Source organism: Nocardiopsis sp. N85 (genome assembly GCF_028882275.1).
Taxonomy (GTDB): Bacteria; Actinomycetota; Actinomycetes; order Streptosporangiales; family Streptosporangiaceae; genus Nocardiopsis; species Nocardiopsis lambiniae.
In genome coordinates this window covers 201,275-219,050 of record NZ_JARBUT010000001.1, presented here as the reverse complement: position 1 = coordinate 219,050, position 17,776 = coordinate 201,275, and the positions used below count along the sequence as shown (strand labels likewise).

11 protein-coding genes are annotated in these 17,776 nt (G+C 73.3%); 8 read left to right on the top strand and 3 right to left on the bottom strand.

Annotated elements, in window-relative coordinates; genetic code table 11:
- Positions 1-184: 184 nt before the first annotated feature.
- Positions 185-3,424 (top strand): tetratricopeptide repeat protein, encoded by a 3,240-nt coding sequence (locus PWG71_RS00895; RefSeq protein WP_274807514.1) that lies wholly within the window; start codon positions 185-187, stop codon positions 3,422-3,424.
- A 48-nt stretch (positions 3,425-3,472) separates the two neighbouring features.
- On the opposite strand, the gene PWG71_RS00890 is transcribed toward PWG71_RS00895, so the two are convergent.
- Positions 3,473-4,246: a YqjF family protein gene (locus tag PWG71_RS00890; protein ID WP_274807513.1), complete on the bottom strand. Its 774-nt coding sequence runs from the start codon at positions 4,244-4,246 to the stop codon at positions 3,473-3,475.
- 202 nt (positions 4,247-4,448) lie between these two features.
- The gene (locus PWG71_RS00885) at positions 4,449-5,306 is read right to left on the bottom strand and encodes a helix-turn-helix domain-containing protein (RefSeq protein WP_274807512.1); all 858 of its coding nucleotides are present in this window, start codon (positions 5,304-5,306) and stop codon (positions 4,449-4,451) included.
- Positions 5,307-5,987: 681 nt separating this feature from the next.
- Between PWG71_RS00885 and PWG71_RS00880 the strand changes: the two genes are divergently transcribed.
- Complete coding sequence (locus tag PWG71_RS00880; RefSeq protein WP_274807511.1) at positions 5,988-6,203, top strand: hypothetical protein; 216 nt, start codon at positions 5,988-5,990, stop codon at positions 6,201-6,203.
- Between the two features lie 309 nt (positions 6,204-6,512).
- Here PWG71_RS00880 and PWG71_RS00875 read toward each other — a convergent pair whose 3' ends face one another.
- The gene (locus PWG71_RS00875) at positions 6,513-7,454 is read right to left on the bottom strand and encodes a hypothetical protein (RefSeq protein WP_274807510.1); all 942 of its coding nucleotides are present in this window, start codon (positions 7,452-7,454) and stop codon (positions 6,513-6,515) included.
- A 435-nt stretch (positions 7,455-7,889) separates the two neighbouring features.
- On the opposite strand from PWG71_RS00875, the gene PWG71_RS00870 reads away from it, so the two are divergent.
- The 6 genes from PWG71_RS00870 (at position 7,890) to PWG71_RS00845 (ending at position 17,762) form a co-directional block, all read left to right on the top strand.
- Positions 7,890-9,914 carry an acyltransferase family protein gene (locus PWG71_RS00870; protein ID WP_274807509.1) on the top strand — a complete coding sequence of 675 codons (2,025 nt, stop codon included), beginning with the start codon at positions 7,890-7,892 and terminating at the stop codon, positions 9,912-9,914.
- Positions 9,915-9,999: 85 nt separating this feature from the next.
- Positions 10,000-11,001, top strand: a complete 1,002-nt coding sequence (locus PWG71_RS00865; protein ID WP_274807508.1) for a hypothetical protein — start codon at positions 10,000-10,002, stop codon at positions 10,999-11,001.
- Between the two features lie 280 nt (positions 11,002-11,281).
- On the top strand, positions 11,282-11,839 hold the full coding sequence (gene grpE, locus PWG71_RS00860) for a nucleotide exchange factor GrpE (protein WP_274807507.1): 558 nt from the start codon (positions 11,282-11,284) through the stop codon (positions 11,837-11,839).
- A complete protein-coding gene (locus PWG71_RS00855) occupies positions 11,836-13,467 on the top strand; it encodes an Hsp70 family protein (RefSeq protein ID WP_274807506.1) in 1,632 nt (543 codons plus the stop codon). Before grpE ends, PWG71_RS00855 begins: the two co-directional genes overlap by 4 nt.
- A 75-nt stretch (positions 13,468-13,542) precedes the next feature.
- Positions 13,543-16,563: a hypothetical protein gene (locus PWG71_RS00850; protein WP_274807505.1), complete on the top strand. Its 3,021-nt coding sequence runs from the start codon at positions 13,543-13,545 to the stop codon at positions 16,561-16,563.
- Positions 16,560-17,762, top strand: coding sequence for a TRAFAC clade GTPase domain-containing protein (locus PWG71_RS00845; protein WP_274807504.1), 1,203 nt, complete (start codon positions 16,560-16,562; stop codon positions 17,760-17,762). The genes PWG71_RS00850 and PWG71_RS00845 overlap by 4 nt, the downstream gene beginning before the upstream one ends.
- Positions 17,763-17,776: the final 14 nt, after the last annotated feature.

Below are 17,776 nucleotides of genomic sequence, written 5' to 3'. Positions count from 1 at the left end.
CACGGAACCGCGCGCGGTGACCGCCCGGTGACCGGACCGGGGCGAGCGGATGAACACCGGCCCCGGCCTCCCCGGCACCCTGGACACCGGATTCCCGCTCTCGGCAGGATCGGTTCCCCATCGGCTGCCCGGCCCCGCAAGCCCGACGCACAAGGGCCTGCGGCGCCTCCGGGAAGGGCGGGACGTGGACGAGGAATCCTTCGGCAGGGGCGGGAACGGCCTTCCGCCCCGGTGGCGGCCGGTCCGCACCGGGCTGGGCACCGCCCTGGTCCTGACGGTCGGCCTGGGCACGATGCTCCAGGCCTTCCCCGACCTGTTCCCCGACGGCGGCGCGTGGTGGGTCGTGGCGCTTTCCATGCTCGGCAGCGGGCTGACCGCCTCCGCGCAGGTCCTGCTCGACCGGCACCCGCGCGCCTTCGAGGGCGCCGAGGAGCGTGCGGTGCGTCGCCGTCTGCCCGCGACCGTCGAACACTTCATCGGGCACACCGACCTCATGGCCGAGGTGCGGGCCGCGTTCTCCCGATTCCCCCGGCGCCGCACCCGCCGTCTGTCCCGGCGACGCGGCGCGGGTCCGTTGATCATCGCCGTCACCGGCGAGGGCGGCACCGGCAAGAGCCAGTTCGTCTCCCAGGTCGTCGCCGAGGTCGGTGACCGTTTCCCCGACGGCGAACTGGAGTTCGAGCTCTACGGTTCCGTCTCCCGGCACGCGCGCCGGGGCGATTCCGACGACGCCCCGTCGGTGCACCGCGTGCCCCGGCGCTCCTCGGAGATCCTCGCCCAGATGCTCACCGCGATCGGGGTGCGGGTCCCCGACGGGGCCTCCCTGGACGAACTCTCGGGATCGTGGAAGACCGCGACCGAACGGCGCAGGCTGCTCCTCGTCCTCGACAACGCCAAGGACTACGAACAGGTGGAGCCGCTGCTGCCCGTGGGCCCGGGGTGCGCGGTGCTCATCACGAGCCGCACCGATCTGCACGGGACCCCGGGGCACATGACGCTGCGCCGGATGGGTCCGCTGTCCCCCGAGGAAGGACTGCTGCTCCTGAACCGGTTGACGGCCGGACGCCCCCGCACGCCGTCCGCGGCGGACCGGGAGGCGTTGCCGGGACTGGTCGCCGCCTGCCACGGGTTCCCGTTGGCGCTGTGCCTGGTGGGCGCGCAGATCGCGCAGGACAACGGACCGGGCGCCGCCGATCTGCTGCGGCGTATGGGCGACCGGGAGGGGTTCCCCGCCGTGTCCGGCCTTCAGGCCGTCGTCCGGTCCCTGGCGTTCGGACTGCGCCAGTGCACGGGGGAGGAACGACTGCTGCTGAGCCGCTTGGCCGGGGTGGGGGCGACGACCTTCACCGCCTGGGCGGCCGCGGCGCTCATGAACGTGTCCGAGGAGAGGGCGGCCCTCATGCTGGAACGCCTGGGCCACCGCTACCTGGTGACCTTCATGTACAGGGCCGGGGGGTTCGAGCGCTTCCAGCTGCACGAGCACGTGCGCGAGACCCTGGTGACGGCCGGCCCCCGCATGCTCGGCGTTCCGGAGGCGGAGCTGCCGGACTGGTCCCGGGACGGGCTGGAGCACGCGGTGCGGCGGCTGTTGCGGGCGTACACGCTGATCGCCGAGGAGGCGGCACGGCGGGCCGCCCCGCACGAGTGGGGTTTCGGTCCGGAGCCCCTCCGGCCGGGCGCACCGGGGTCCCCGGAGGCCCGGAACCCACCGGGGGTCCCGGTGCGGCCGACGGGCGCCGACGGTCCGGCCGCGAACGCGGGCCCGCTCCCCCGGTTCCCCGCGGTCGACCCGCTGGCCTGGCTGGAGAGCGAACAACGCGGCTTCGAGACCTGCTTTCGGTGGACCCGCCCGGAGACGCTCCCCGCCCGTGACGTCGAACGCCGTGAGGTCGCGGGGTACGGGTGGCGGTTGCGTCGGGCCTTCTCCCTGCTCTGCCGGACCGGACGGGTCCGCTGGGAGGCGATGCGGGAGGCCGCAGGTGAGGCCACCGCACTGGCGCTGGCGACCGATGACCCCGTGGCCTGCGCGATCGCCCTACTCGACCGGGCCGAGGTGGCCGGCGGGCACGGTGACCACGACACCGGCCACGAACTGGCGGTGACCGCCTCGACCGTTCTGGAATCCCTGGACGACCCGGGGTCGGTCGATCCGCGTTGGCGGGCCCGAGCGCACCGGGCGGTCGGGGTGAACCTGTACCGGCGCGGCGACCTGGACGACGGCCGGGCCGAGATCGACGAGGCCGTGCGGATCTTCACGGACCACCGGGACATCTGGTGGCTGGTGCGCTCGCTGTGCAACCTGGCGGAGGTCTACCGCTTCCAGGGGCACCAGGAGGAGGCGCACCGGCAGCTCTCCCTCGCCCGGGAGGAACTCGAACGATCGGGGCAGGCCCCGGACCAGTGGCCCCGGGTGTGGTTGCGGCTGGGCGAGGTGCTGCGGCTGCGCGGGTTCGCGCTCAACGCCTGGTTCGTTCTTGAGGAGGGACGCCGTCAGGTCTCCGAGACGCCCAACGGAGACTGGTACCACGCCCGTTACCTGCGTTCCCTGGGACAGTTGCCGACCCATCTGCTCAACAAGCAGGTCCGCATGTGCGAGCAGCTGCTCGATCCCGCCCGGGAACGGGAACGCCGCCGGCTGATCGCGTGGAATCGGCGTTGGCGGGAGAAGCAGGAGGCCGAGGTGGCCGGCCTGTTCGCCGACGGCATGCCGGATCGGGGGGTCCTGGAGAAGTGGCTCGGCGTCGAGGAGGACCCCGACCACCCTCGTCTCCCCTCCCGCCCCCTCCCCTTCCTCGGGCGCCGCCGACGCGAGTGGCTGCGGGACACCTGGCAGGTGCACGACCAGATCGATCGATTGAGGCGGGCGGAGCGGATGTTCACCGAGCTCGGCGACACGTGGGGGATCATGCGCACCCGCCTGGTGCTGGGCCAGGCCTTGATGGACCTGGACCGAGGTCGCGGCAAGGAGGAGATGCTCCAGGCCGCCGAGGGTTTCCGGGCCTCGGGCGACAAGTGGTGGCACGCCCGAGCGCACCGCATGGCGGCGGAGTCACTGCGGCGGGTCGAACGGACCGCGGAGGCCGAGGCGTCGGCCCGCGTGGCGGTCGAGGGTTACCGGGGGCTGCGGCACCGCTCGGGGCAGTTGCGGGCGATGAAGACACTGGCCCAGATCACGTTCCCCGACGACCCCTTGGCCGCCTGGCGGATCATGACGCAGGCCGAGTACCTCGCGCGGGAGGGCGTCCGGCTCGGCACGGTGCCGGAGGGCCTGCTCCGGGAGGTCCGGGACGTCCTGCGCGTCATGGAGCACGGTTCCGGTTCGGCGCTGAACGTCACCGCGTTCCGTCGCACCGACCCGGAGGCCGACGACCCGGTGGAGGAGCCGGGCGAGGGCGACGACCCGCACGCACCGGTCCCGGCCTGACCCCCTCTCCGCGCCCGACCGGCGCCTCCCGGGTACGGAGCGGCGGGCTCAGACGAACGACACGGTGAACCCGGTGTCCGTGCCCGGCGACCACAGCGCCGAGATCGGCCGTTCGGTGAGGGGGACGAGCCCGGCCGCGGCCAGCAGGTCGCCCTCGTAGTGCAGGAACTCCGCCCGGTACAGCGGCCACGGCGCGTGGTCGGCGCGCAGCCACCACGTGCGGCCCAGATGACGGGTGTGCAGTCCCCAGCGGGCGGTGAGGAAGAGGTCCGGGTCCGAGGGGCGCCGCACCGGCTCCCCGATCCGGATCGCCCAGCGGCCCCGGGCCCCGCCGGGGGCGCGCCGCCGTACCGCGCCCGCGCGCAGTCCGCCCCTCCCCCGTTTCAGGGAGACGTCGGACCACACGTACGGGAGTCCGGTGAGCAGCCGGGCCGCCACCACCGCGTGCGCCGCGTCGGCGTCCATGGTCAGGAACACGACACCGCGCCGACCGTGGTCGTCGATCGTGTACACCCGTACGTTCACCTCGTCGAACCCGCCGGCGGGCACCCGGCCGGCCACGTCGTTGACGGGCATCCGGAAGGCGACCAGCCCCACGTGGGCGACCCCGTCCAGGAGGTCGGGACGGGTTCCCGGGGGCAGGAGCGGTGCCACCGCGTCCGGGGCCACCGGCCAGTGCAGGAAGACGACGTCGCTCCAACGCTGTCGGATGAGGGCCGGTTCCCGTGGCGCCGGGGAGGAGGCCGGGGGCAGCCGGGGCACCGCGTGCGCCCGCTCCCCGTCCCCCGCCCGCTTCACTCCCCGACCGTCACGTCCGCGCATCGCCCCTCCCGCCCGGTACCGGAACACCGCCTCCAGTGTGCGGCACCCCTCCGCCCGGCTCCCCGGCACCCCCGGATACCGTCCGGGCGGCCGTGTGGACGGCGGCGCTCACCGAGGACCGGCCGTGCCCGCTCGCGATCGTCCGTCCCACCGGGCGGGCGGCTGCGGAGGACGGAGGGACGAGGCCGAGAGCCGCGCGACCCTATCCCTCCATGCGGGCGGCCGCCTCCTCGATGAGGGCGACCGATTCCCGCTCCCCCACGGCGTGTTCGGTGAGGAGTTCGTCGAAGGCCCGGTCGTACTCGGCGATCGTCTCTCCGCCCTCGACGAGGTCGGCCCCTCCCGCGCCCTCCAGGTAGAGGACGTCGTCGAGGGGACCCTCGAACGACAGCAGCGTCATCGGCCCCCGCATCCCCGGATGGGAGCCCCGGCCGAAGGGGACCACCCGGATGTCGACCTCGTCCCGGGCCGCCTCGGCCACCAGCCGGCGCAGCTGCGCCGGCATGATCCCGGGGTCCTCGTTCGCACCGACCCGGCGGCGGATCACCGCCTCGTCCAGGACGTGGATCCGGCGCGGAGCCCGCCCCCCTTCGCCCAGACGGTCCTGGCGTTCGCGGCACAGGGCGACGGCCGCGTCGGCTCCGTCGGCGCCGTCGGTCCCGCGCCGGAAGAGTCCGATGACGGCCTCGGTGTACTCGGGGGTCTGGAGGAGCGCGGGCACGAAGGCGTTCTGCGCCTGGCGAATGAGCGACGCGCCCGCCTCGTAGCCGACCATGCGCAGATCATCGGCGGGGACGCCCTCCGCGCGGTACCGGCCCCACCAGCCCTCCCGGCCCGCGTACCGGTTGAGTTCCACGAGTCGGCGCGCGGTCTCACCCTCGCCGGCCCCGTAGAGCCGGAGCATCGCCTCCAGGTCGGTCCGGCTGATGGACTGCTTACCGCCCTCGATGCGGATGATCTTGGCCTGCGACCAGTCCAGGCTTTCGGACACCTGTTTCTGCGTCCGACCGCTCTCGCGCCGCAAACGCACGAGTGCGTCGACCAGGAGCGCCCGCTGCACGACCGGCCCCTGATCCGCGCCTTGCTCCGCCTCCGTCACCCGGTGGAACCCACTCCCGAGAAAAGACCGACACCCTCACCGGAACGGAGTCCCCATCCCGTCGCCATTGTTACCGGAAAGCAGAAAGTGGCTGATGTCTGTTTTTGCACATACCACCTTCTCCAGAGACATTACCGGACAAGGTTCTCCCATGCCACCTTGCCGTCCGCCACCTTGAATAACACTTCCTGACATATCGGCATCACATGGAGTGATTGCACGCTGTCCGCGGGGTATCAATTTGTCAGTAAACATCACCGGAAGTGAAAATCGGAAAGGAGGAGAGCCGCGGACCGCGTCCACGGTCCGCGCACGCAGGAGGGCCGCCCCGGCGGGCCCCGCGAACCTCTGCCTGCCAGCGAAGGGTGTCGCGGCGACCCGCACCGAAGCGGCCCCACCGGACCGGTGAGGGTCCGGGTTCTCACAGGTTCCCCGGTCACGGACCGTCTGACAAGGGTGAGGACCGGCCCTAACGGGCGAGTAGGCCGACCATTGGAGGCACCCCCGTGCATTCATGTGCCTCAGGAGACCTTTCGCGCCCCATCGGCCCTTCCGTTCCCAGCGGAATCGAGGACCGTTACCCGTCCCGAACCGCCCAGGGAACGCATCCCTGTCAGCCCGAGGAGTCCGAGAGGGGCGACCATGACCGCATCGCCGCCGACCAACACCCCCGTCCAGCCCGATCCCGACGGCCGGATCAGCCTCCGCGTCGCCGTGATCGCCACCCTGAGCGTCCTGTCCGGGACGGTGGCCGGGTCCCTGACCTGGCTGGCCCACGACAACATCGCCAACGCCGTCCTCGTGGGCCTGGGCACCGTCGCGGCCGCGTACGTGTTCTTCCAGCGGCTCATCCACTGAGGAGACCGGCGCGGGAAGCGCTCCGGGCCCCGGCACGACCACCGCTCGCGCCGGGGCCCTCCCGCGTTCGGAGCCCGGGGCCCACCGGCCCGGGATCACGAGGTGGAGGACACCCCGCGGTCGCCTCGCGCTCCGAGGCGCGGCACCGGCCCGGTCGAGGGCGCCCCTGGCGCTGCTCGATCTCCTCGCACGCCGGTCCGCGTACCCGGGGGTCGACCGTCACGACCGCCTCCGGGGCGGGGTCGAGGCCCGCCGGACGGCCCCGGTGGCCCTCCCGTCCTCCCGGGAACGACGCGCGGAGGCCCGGGGTCAGGGGTCGTCGGTGTCCGCCGGTTCGGGGTGGCCGGCGCGGATCCTGCGGGCCACCTCGTCGAACCCGCCCCGTTCCAGGACCCGCACCTGGTCCCGGACGAACGAGTCGCGTTCGGGGCCCTCCGCCAAGGAGTCGATCATCCCGCGCAGGATGGCCACCTGGACGTCCCGCTCGGCACGGTCGTGGTCGTCCTCGTCCTCGGCGGGCCACCAGTAACTCTCGTACCCTTCGCCGTCGACATCGCTGCCCGGGCCGACGAGCGCCGGATCGGGGTCGTCCACGATGTCGAGGTCGAGCGGGTCGTCGGGCAGCGGGTCGTCGTGGAGGCCGGTGTCCCGTCGGGGCCGCGCGACCGGCACGGGGATCTCCACCAGGTCGTCCTCGGCGACCCGGGTCGCCTCCCGTAGCGCCCGGTCCTTGCGCAGGTCGGCCGTACGGCGCAGACGGCCGGCGTCGGCGTCCGACAGCCGCAGCTCCACCGCGTCGGCCCACACCACGATCCCGCTGCCGAGGACCGCGTGCTCGAACGCGAGCCGGGCGGCCAGTTCGCATTCGGCCATGCCCTCGTCGGAGGGGTCGGTCTCACGGACCAGTTCGGCGGCACGCGTGACGACGGCCAGGACGGCCGGACCCATGGGGTCGCGCAGGCGCAGGTCCACGGTGCTCGACCAGCGCCAGTGGACCACGGCGGAGAAGTGCAGGTCGTAGTCGTCCAGGGCGCTGGGCAGCGCGATCGTTCGGATGCGGCCGCCGTTCCGGGGACGGGCGGGCGGGGCCGGGGCGGCGTCGGGACCGGTGTCCGCCCGCGCGATCTCCCCCACCGCTCTCCCCCCGATGTCGAGGAGGCGGGGGCGGGCGCGTACGAGGAGGACCCCGGTGGCCGCCAGGACCAGGAGGGGCCACAGCAGGGCCCAGGCGCCGATCAGGGGGTACAGCACCACCGGAACGATGACCGCCACGGCGGCGGTCGCGGCGAGACGGGTGCGGATGACGGGGGTGACGGTGTGCCTCCTCTCGCATCACGGCCGCGAGGACGGGACGCGGGCCCGGGGGACGGGGGAACGCGGAAGGACGTCCGGGGTGGCGCACACCGTCGACCGGGCCGCTTTCCGTGTCCGAACAGTCTGCCCGAGATCCGGAGCGCGCGTGCCGTCGACGACCGTTCCGGACGGGGGTGTGGCGAACATCCGGCCACGAGAGGGTGTCGAGTCGATCGATATCGAGAGAACAAGGGGGCGTGTGTCGGCTCTCGGGGCGATCACCCCCTTCATGACATAACAGAATGCGGACACGGCTTCCCCCGCCGCCCCCGTCCACGCCCTCCACCCTCGTCCCCCGACCGCCCTTGTCACCGTCTTCGGGGAGTCACCACGATGTCCTCCGCCCCTGCCGGCGCAGAGCGCCGTTTCCGCCCGGAGGTCCAGGGCCTGCGCGCCGTCGCCGTCCTGCTCGTCCTCGTCTACCACCTGGACCCGGATCTGCTCCCGGGCGGTTACGTCGGCGTCGACGTCTTCTTCGTGATCTCCGGTTTCCTCATCACGTCGCTGCTGTACCGGGAGGCCATGGGCCAGGGCCGCATCTCGGTGGCCCGGTTCTACGCGCGCCGGGTGCGCCGGCTGTTGCCGGCGGCGACGGTCGTCCTGGTGGCGACGGGGACGGCGTCCTTCTTCCTGCTGCCGGTGACCCGGTTGACCGACACGATGTGGCAGCTGGTCGCCTCGGCGGCGTACGTGGAGAACCTGTACCTGGCACGACAGTCGGTGGACTACCTGGCGGCGGAGGTCGCGCCGTCCCCGGTCCAGCACTTCTGGTCGCTGTCGGTGGAGGAGCAGTTCTACCTGGTGTGGCCGCTGCTGTTCGTGCTGTGGGCCCTGCTGCGCCGCCGGGGGGCGGGCACCGCGACGCTGGTGCTGTTGCTGGGGTCGCTGCTGGCGGCGTCGCTGGCCTGGTCGGTGCTGACGACCGGCGGGGAGCCGTCCGCGTACTTCCTGCCGACGACGCGCGCCTGGGAACTGGCGGTGGGCGGACTCCTGGCCGTGGGGCTGGCCCACGGGCGGTTGCCCGAGCGGGTGCGGTTGCCGTTGGGGTGGGCGGGGTTGGCCGCGATCGTCGCGTCGGCCGTCCTCTACGACGCGGCCACCCCGTTCCCGGGGTGGGCGGCGCTGCTCCCGGTCCTGGGGTGCGCCGCGGTGATCGCCGCCGAGCACGTTCCGGGGCCGTTGTCGGTGTCGGCCCCGTTGAGCACCGCGCCCGCCCGGTGGGTGGGCGACCTGTCGTACGCGCTGTACCTGTGGCACTGGCCGTTGATCGTGCTGACCCTGGCCGTGACCGGCCGCGACGAGCTGGGCGCGGGCACGGCGGTCGTCGTGGCGGGCGCGGCGCTGCTGTTGTCGTGGGCGACCAAGGTGTGGGTGGAGGACCCGGCGCGCGACCACCGGCTGGTCCGCAGCGGCCGGGGCGCGTTGGCGGCGGCGGTCTCGGGGGTCCTGGTGGTGGCCGCGGTCGGGGCGACCCTGTACGTGCGGGTGGACCGGGTGGGATCGGTGGACTTCGACCCGAACGTGCACGTGGGTCCGCGAGCGCTCGGGGAGGACTTCGCCTTCGCACCGTTGTACCCCTCCCCGGTGGAGGCCGAGGACGACGCCCCGGTGCTGTACGACGACGACTGCCAGGCCCCGCACACGGCGACCGCGCCCGAGGACCCGTGCGTGTACGGCCCCGAGGGCGCCGATCGGACCGTGGCGGTGATCGGCGACTCGCACAGCGCCCAGTGGGTGCCCGCGCTCTTGGGGCTGGCCGAGGAGCGGGGGTGGCGGCTGGTGCTGTTCACCAAGTCGTCGTGCGCGTTCACGGACACCCTGACGAAGGGCCCGGAGGGGCTCCCCTACCTGGAGTGCCGGACGTGGAACCGGGCGGTGGTCGAGGAATTGGACGAACTGCGGCCCGACCTGGTGGTGACCAGTTCCTCCACCGCGGCCGTCCCGGCGGACTCCGACGACCCCGACGCGAGGACGGAGCTGATGGCGGAGGGGATGACGCGGTTGTGGGACGAGGTGGCCGAGTCGTCGACGCCGATCGTGGCGGTGCGCGACACCCCGCGCCAGCGCCGGGACGTGGTGGAGTGCGTGGCGCGCAACGACGAGGATCCGCGGGGGTGCGCGATCCCGGAGGAGGAGGCCTTCGAACGGGACGACCCCCAGGAGGAGGCGGTCGACGACCTCGCCGGGCGGGCCGTGCTGGTGGACATGAGCGATCTGTTCTGCACGGGTGAGGAGTGCCCGGCCGTGATCGGGAACGTCATCGTCTACCGGGACTCGGGGCACATCACCAACACCTACATGTCGCTGCTCGCCGATCACCTGGGCGAACGTCTCGACGAGGCGCTCGCCCGGATCTGAGGCCGGGCGGAGGCCAGGAAGTCCACCGCGTCCACATCAGGACGATCCACACCCATCGCCCCGCTTTCGACGGAACAATGCGGTCATGACCTCACTCCCCCGCCGTCCCCTGCGCCCGCTGACCGCCACCGATCCGGAACGGGTGGACGGATATCGATGCCGCGGTCTGATCGGGGGCATGAACCTCGGTTACACCTACGCCGCCACCGACGAGGCCGGCCGGTGGTACGCGGTCAAGGTGCTCTCCCGGGTGCTGACCGAGGATCCGAGGGAGGCGGCGCGGATCCGGCGCGGGCTGGAGCTCGTCGGGCGGGTCGGGTGCCCCCGGCTGCCGCCGCTGGTGGCGACCGGTTCCCTGCCGAGCGGGACGGGTGGCGAACGCCTGTGGTACGCGACCTCCTACGTCCCCGGCCCGGACCTGGGCACCCTGGTGCACGCGACGGGACCGTTGCCGGAGGTGCGGGTGCGCCTGGTGGCCGCCGTGCTGGCCGAGGCCCTGGCGGACCTGCACGCGGCCGACCTGACCCACGGCAACCTGTCGGTGTTCAACGTCCTGTTGGGCCCGGACGGGCCGTTGGTCTGCGACGCGGGACCGGGGCCGGGCGACTACCGCGAGTACCACGAGACCGTGGACCCGGCGCTGCCGCTCGTCGTGGACCCGAACGCCGGTGGACCGGGGCGGCCGGTGGCGCCCGCCCACGACGTGTTCTCCTGGGGCGCCCTCGTGCTGTACGCCGCCACCGGGCGCAGCGCGGTGGAGTCCGACGAGGATCGCGAACGCCTGTGGCGTGAGGGCGTCGACCTCTCCGGCCTGCCCGAGGACCTGCGCGGCCCGGTCGAGGAGGCACTGCGCCGCGATCCCCGCGAGCGGCCGACCGCCGCGGAACTGCTCTCCCGTCTCACCGGCGCCGCCCATCCCCGCGCGGCGGTGCGCACGGCGCTGGCCGCCCACTGGAGCCCCCTGCCCGAGCCGCTGCGTCTGGCCCATCACCCGTCCCGCCGCGAACACGCCCGCGGCGCGCTGCTCCTGTTCGCGGTCCTGGCCGCCCTGGCCCTGGTCGTCGCGCTCTCCGTCCTGGGTCTGTGACCCGGCGTCCCGCCCTCGCTCCGCCCTTCGCTCCCCTGCGGGTATCGGACGCCTCATCGGTCCGTCGAAACTCATCCGGAAACCCTCGGATCACTTCTTCCCATATTTCGGCCATACTCCGAAAAAGTTCTTCAGAGAACAAAAGGAGGCTAATGTGAACAGGGTTTCGACACCCTTTGCCGAATAACGCGTTCCTCTTTTTTCCTCGGGTCGATTCGGAGTATGCTCGGAAAACGCAACCGGTAACGCCACGAGGAAATCGGCGGTGAAAGGCGGCCCGATGGCGGCGTCCGACGACACGGCACCCCCCGACTCCCCCCTCCCCCTGGAACGGATCCTCGCCTCCCTCGACGACCGGTTGGGCTCTCTCGACGAGCGCGCCCGGCACCGGGAGGCGGTGATCGACCGCCTGCACGCCGAGAACCGGGAACTGCGCTCCGAGCAGACCCGCGCCCTCTTCGACCCCGTCGTCACCGACCTCGTCCACCTGCACGATCAGCTCGACCGTGAGGCCCGGGGCCTGCGTGAACGCGGCGAGGGACGGTTGGCCGACCTGATGGTCGGCTTCGCCGACGACACCCTCCTGGCCCTGGAGCGGATCGGTGTCGAACCGATCGAGGCCGAGATCGGCGACCCCTTCCGGGCCGACCTGCACCGCCCCCTGTCGACCATCGACGATCCCGACCCGGCGCGGGCGAACACGGTCGCCGAGGTCACCGCCCCCGGATTCCGCGACACCGTCACCGGCCGGATCCGCCGCAGGGTCCAGGCCCGTTTCTTCCGCCATGTCGGGCCGGCGCGCCCCGAAGAGGACGCCGCAACAGGGAAAGGCACATGACCACCTACGGAATCGACCTGGGCACCACCTACTCCTGCACGGCCTTCGTCGACGGCACCGGCCGGGCCACCGTCACCAAGAACGCCATGGGAAACGACACCACCCCCTCCGTCGTGTACTTCGAGTCCGCCCACAACGTCGTGGTCGGCGAAGAGGCCAAGAACACCGCCCTCCTCTTTCCCGACATGGTCGTCTCCCTGGTCAAACGGCAGATGGGCACCGAAGCCCGCTACGAGTTCCACGGCGGGTCCCACGGCCCCGAGTCGATCTCCGCGCTGATCCTGCGCGAACTGGTCCGCGCCGCCGGTGAGCACACCCGGGACAAGGTCGAGGACGTGGTCATCACCGTGCCCGCCTACTTCGGCGTGCACGAGAAGGAGGCGACCCGACGGGCCGGCCTCATCGCCGGGCTCAACGTGCTGGACGTGGTGCCCGAACCGGTGGCGGCCGCCCTGCACTACCAGAGCCTGGACGCCGTCTCCGGGACCCGTCACCTGCTGGTGTACGACCTGGGCGGGGGCACCTTCGACACCACGGTGATCCGGGTGGAGGACGACGACGTGCGCGTGGTGTGCACCGACGGCGACCACCGCCTGGGCGGGGCCGACTGGGACGAGAAGCTCGCCGACCTGCTGTTGGAGCTGTTCACCGAGCGCCATCCCCGACCCGATCCGGCCGGGGACGAACAGTTCCTCCAGGACGTGGCCGCCGCGTCCGAACGGATCAAGTGCTCCCTGAGCACCCGCGAGCGCGCCCGGCACAACCTGCGCTTCGCCGGCGCGACGGTGCGCGTGGAGCTGACGCGCGGCGATCTGGAGGCGCTCACCTCCGATCTGTTGGAACGCACCCTGACCATCACCGAGCGGACCCTGGTCGCGGCGCGCGAACGCGGTGTGGAGTCCTTCGACGACGTCCTGCTCGTCGGCGGGATGACCCGCATGCCGGTGGTGGCCCGGTCCCTGCGCGAACGCTTCGGGTTCACCCCCCACCTGCACGAACCCGACCTGGCGGTGGCCAAGGGCGCGGCCCTGTTCGCCCTGGTGCGACAGGTCGAGAAGGTCATGGAGGAGCCGGGCCTCGACCCCGTCGAACGCGCCCGCAAGGCCGAGGAGGTCGGCGCGGCCCTGGGCATCACCCGGGAGGAGGTGGAGCGGTTGGCGAACAAGACCGTCACGGGCGTGGCCCCGCGCGCGTTCGGGGTGAAGGCCACCGACGCCTCCGACCCCGTGTTCGCCCACGACCCCGGCCGGGCCCGCCAGTACGTCAGTCACCTCATCCGGGCCAACACCCCGCTGCCGGTGACGGTGGAGGACGGCTTCGCGACGGTGTGGCCCAACCAGGAACAGGTCGAGATCGACGTGTGGGAGCAGGCCGGATCGGTGGCCTCCGAGGAGTTGGAGCACAACGTCCGGATCGGGGACGCCCTGCTCACCGGGTTGCCCAAGGGGCCGGCCGGGACGCCGTTCCGGATCGAGTTCCGCCTGGGCGAGACCGGGATGCTCACCGTGCGCGGCTGGGATCCCGGCAACGGCAACGAGATCCGGTTCGACATCCGGATCGGCGGCATGGGCGAGGAAGAGGTGCGCCGGGCCCGGGACGCCATCGCGTCGATCCGCACCTCCGGGTGAGCGATGGCCCGCGTCCACGCGGGCGCGGGCGCGGAAGCGTTGTGAGGGCGGACTCTCCGAGGGGGCGACACGGCGATGCCCTGGGATGTACGGGAACGACGGCGGTACGAGGACGAGGTGCTGGCGGCGGCGCGCACCTGCGGGCCGCCCGCCGACCTGTTCGCGCGCTACGGCGTCGGTCCCGCGTTGGAGCGGAGGCTGGCCGGTGACCCCGAGGGGTTCATCGCGCACGTCACGGCGGTGTGCACCTACTGGCGGGGGTTGCAGACGCGGCGGCGCACCCTGCGGCGGGTCCTGGTGGAGCTGATCGCGGCGCACGAGCGGTTGGGCCGGGAGGGCGCGCTCACCCATGAGCACTTCCGTCGGGTGCGGGCCGAGCAGACTCGACGGGCGATGGCGGAGTGGGCCGACATCGTCGACGGTCTCACCACCACTCTGGTGGACCGGTGGGCGTTGCGGACCATGGCGGGTTCGGTGGGGCTGCCCGAGGCGGACGCCGAACGCCTGCTGCGCGAACGGGGCGTACGGGTGGTGGAGCGGCTGCCGGAACCGCCCGCGCACCCGCCGATCCGGACCTTTCGGAGCCTGCGCGACAACCTGCGCACCCGGGGCGCGGTGTTCTCCCCGGAGGTGGTCTTCGGGGCGGGCCGGTTGGCGGGCGGGTTCACCGTGGTGGACGGGTTCCGGTTGGCCGACGGCGGAGTCCTGGACGACGCGGCGCTGAGCGCGGCGATCGCCCGCGTCCAGGTGGAGCCGATGACGGAGGGCAAGGCGGCGGCGGAGAGCGTGCTGGGGGTGCTGCGCTCCTGTTCCTCCCGCGAGGAGCGCGACGCGGTGGCGTTGTGGGAGGTCGCGGAGGATCTGCGGGCGCGCCCGGCGGAGTTGTCCGAGGCGGCGTTGGCCCGGCCCTGGGTACGGAGGGGGCTGACCGAGGCGGAGGCGACCCTGTTGGCGGCGGCGGTGCGCCGCCGCCCCGCCGGCTCCGACCGGATCTCCCGGGCCGAACGCGAGGTGCGCGACCTGTTGGCCGACGACCAGTTGCGACAGGCCCAGGCGGCGATGGCGGAGTTGCCCCCCGATCACGGGCTGATCGCCCAGGTCCGTGACCGTGCGGCCCGGGTGGAGGAGTTGTCGCGGGAGGCGGAGGGGGCGCTGGGCGAAGGCCGTGACGAGGCGGCGGCCCGGGCGTTGGCACAGGCCTGCGCCCTCGCGGCCGACGACGAGGTGCTGCGGGCACGGCTGGGCGAGGTGCCGCCGTCGCCGCCCCGCGAGGTGCGGGCCCGGGTGGAGGGGCTGGGCGCCGTGGTGGTGTGGCGGCCGAGCCCGAGCCTGGTGGGGCGGATCGGTTACCGGGTGGTGCGGCGGATCGGGCGGAGCGCGGGTGCCCGGGAGACGCCGATGGGCGAGGTGACCGGGACGGAGCTCATCGACCCCGAGCCGCCGGTGGGCGCGGAGATCCGTTACACGGTGCGGGCGGTGCGGGAGGACCGGGGCCTCTCCGAAGCGGTGGAGACGGATCCGGTGATGCTCACCCCCGAGGTCGAGGACCTGTGCGTGCGCGCCGGGGAGCACGGGATCTCGGGGTCGTGGCGGGTGCCGCGGGAGGCGGTGCGGGTGGAGGTCGTGCGCGGTGAGGGCGCGCCGCCCCGGGCCGGGGACGGAACGCGGGTGACCACCGACGGGATGGGGTTCACCGACCCGGAGGTGCGCCCGGACGTGGAGTACTACTACCGGGTGCGGGCGGTGTACCTCACCTCCGGGGGGTCGGCGCGCGGCTCGGAGGGCCTGGTCAGGCGCGTGGTGCCGGGTCCGCCTCCGTCGCCGGTGACGGATCTGCTCGTGGTCCCGGACGGGGAGGGCGGGTTCGTGGCCTCGTGGACCCCGCCGCCGCGAGGACGGGTGTCGTTGCGCGTGGACGCCGAGCCGCCGCCGTGGCCGGCGGGCGCGGCCGTGCCCCCGGCCGAGCTCGCCGCGCACGGAAGCGAACCGCCGGTCCTCGCCGACACGACCGGGGCGGAGGTGCCGGACGCGACCGCCGGACGGCCCCGTGGTCCTTCGGCGCCGCCGATCCGGGACACGCACACGGACGCGACCACGGCCGGAGGTCCGGGCACGGACACCGCCGGAGAACCGGGCACGACCATGGCCGGGGGCCAGGGCACGACCACCACCGGAGAACCGGGCACGACCATGGCCGGGGGCCAGGGCACGACCACCACCGGAGAACCGGGCACGACCATGGCCGGGGGCCAGGGCACGACCACCACCGGAGAACCGGGCACCGCCACGGCCGGGGGGATCGGAGGCGTCGAGGAGAGCGGGGAACCGCCCCCGGTTCCGACGACGGCACCCGGTGTCGGAGAGGAGCGGGCACGAGTGCGCATCCGACTGGAGCCGGGGACGCACCACGTGGTGGCGGTGACCTCCCGCGGCGACCAGGTCGTGGTCGGTGACCGGGTCCGGGTGGTGGCCGTGCCGGCGGTGACGGGATTGCGCGCCCAGCGGTTCGGCGACGTGGTCCGGCTGGCCTGGGTCTGGCCGCAGGAGGCGGCCACCGCCGTGGTCGCCTGGCGACCGGCCGCCTCGGCGGTGTCGCCCCTCGTCCCGTCGCCGACCGTCCCCGCAGACGGACCCCGGGAGGCGGTCTCCGACCGCCCGCGGTATGAGGCCGAGGGCGGCTTCGAGGCGCCGATGGGCCCCGGTCCGGTGCGGGTGACCGTGCGGTCCGTCGTCGGCGGCGTCGTCGGCCCGCCCACCGCCCTCACCGTCCCGGGCTGGGCGGCGCTGGACTACCACGTCTCCCCCGCCGGGCTGCTGCGCCGGGAGCGCGAGATCGTGCTCGTCGCCGACACGGACTGCGTCACCCCCGAGATCGCCGTCGTCTACGCCGAGGGCGCCTTCCCCCCGGACCGTGTCGACCAGGGGCGGGTGCTGGCCGTGTTCCCGCCCCGACACCTGAGCGCGGGGCAGCGGTCGTCCTTGCGGGTCCGCCCGCCGCGCGCCGAAGGCCCCGCCTGGCTGGTGTGCCTGCCCGTCGGCGAGGACGCCGACGGCGCCCGGTTGTGTCAACCCTCGGTGAAGGAGCTCCGCCTGTGACACCGCTCGACCTTCTGCGCCCGACGCGCGGCGACCGCCTGGTGTGCCCCTACTGCTACACCCGGTTCACCGAGCGGCTGATCCTGTTCCGGTGCGGCGGCCGCCCCGGACCGGACGGCCGCCGCTGCGCCCCCGTCGAGGACACGGCGATCCGCCTCCATCTGGGCAGACGCGAACGCCTGCCGCCGGTGTTCGCCGCCGACGGCCGCCGCGCCCGGGCGCTGTGCCCCGACTGCGGCGTGTCCACCGGGGCCCAGGTGTGCGTCACCTGTCACGCTCGGCTCCCGGTGAACTTCGGGCGCATCCCGGGCCGGCTCATCGCGCTGGTCGGCGCCAGGGAGGCGGGCAAGACCGTGTTCATGACCGTGCTCATCCACGAGCTGATGCACCGGGTGGGCGCGCGTTTCCAGGCCTCGGTGGGCGGGTCCGACGATCACACCCGGCACCGGTTCCACACCGACTACGAGTCGCCGCTCTACGACGACGCCCGGCTGCTCGGCGCCACCCGCCGCACCGGGGTCGCGCGCGAACCCCTGGTGTTCCGGTTCACGTCCCGGCGGCGCGGTCCGCTCGGCCGTCGCCCCCGACACACGCTGTTGTCGTTCTTCGACACGGCGGGCGAGGACCTCACCACCGAGGCGAGCGTGGAGACCAACCTGCGCTACCTGGACAACGCCGACGGGATCATCCTGCTCCTGGACCCGCTGCGGATGCGGGGCGCCCACGCCGAGGCCGCCCCGGGCACCCCGCCGCCGCGGGACCGGTCCGACCATCCGCCGTTGGACATGCTGAGCAGGGTCACCGACCTGCTGTTGCGCCGGACCGGGTCGCCGTCGCGGCTCATCCCGGTGCCGATGGCGGTGTGCCTGACCAAGCTCGACGTGTTCCACGACGCGCTCGACCCGGGGTCGCCGCTACGCCGTCCCCAGCCCGACTCCCCCTACTTCGACGAGTCCGACAGCCGCGACGTGCATGCCCAGATCCGCCGTTTGCTGCACCGGTGGGACGGGGGGCGGATCGACGCGCACATCACCAACCACTACGCCGAGGCCAGGTACTTCGGGGTGTCGGCGCTGGGACACGCGCCCGACGCCGAACAGCGTCTTCAGGGCGGGGTGCGCCCCTACCGGGTGGCCGACCCGTTCCTGTGGATGCTCGGGGGGTTCGGCGTCGTCCCCTCCCGTGAGGGGCGGTCCTGATCCGTGGCGATCAC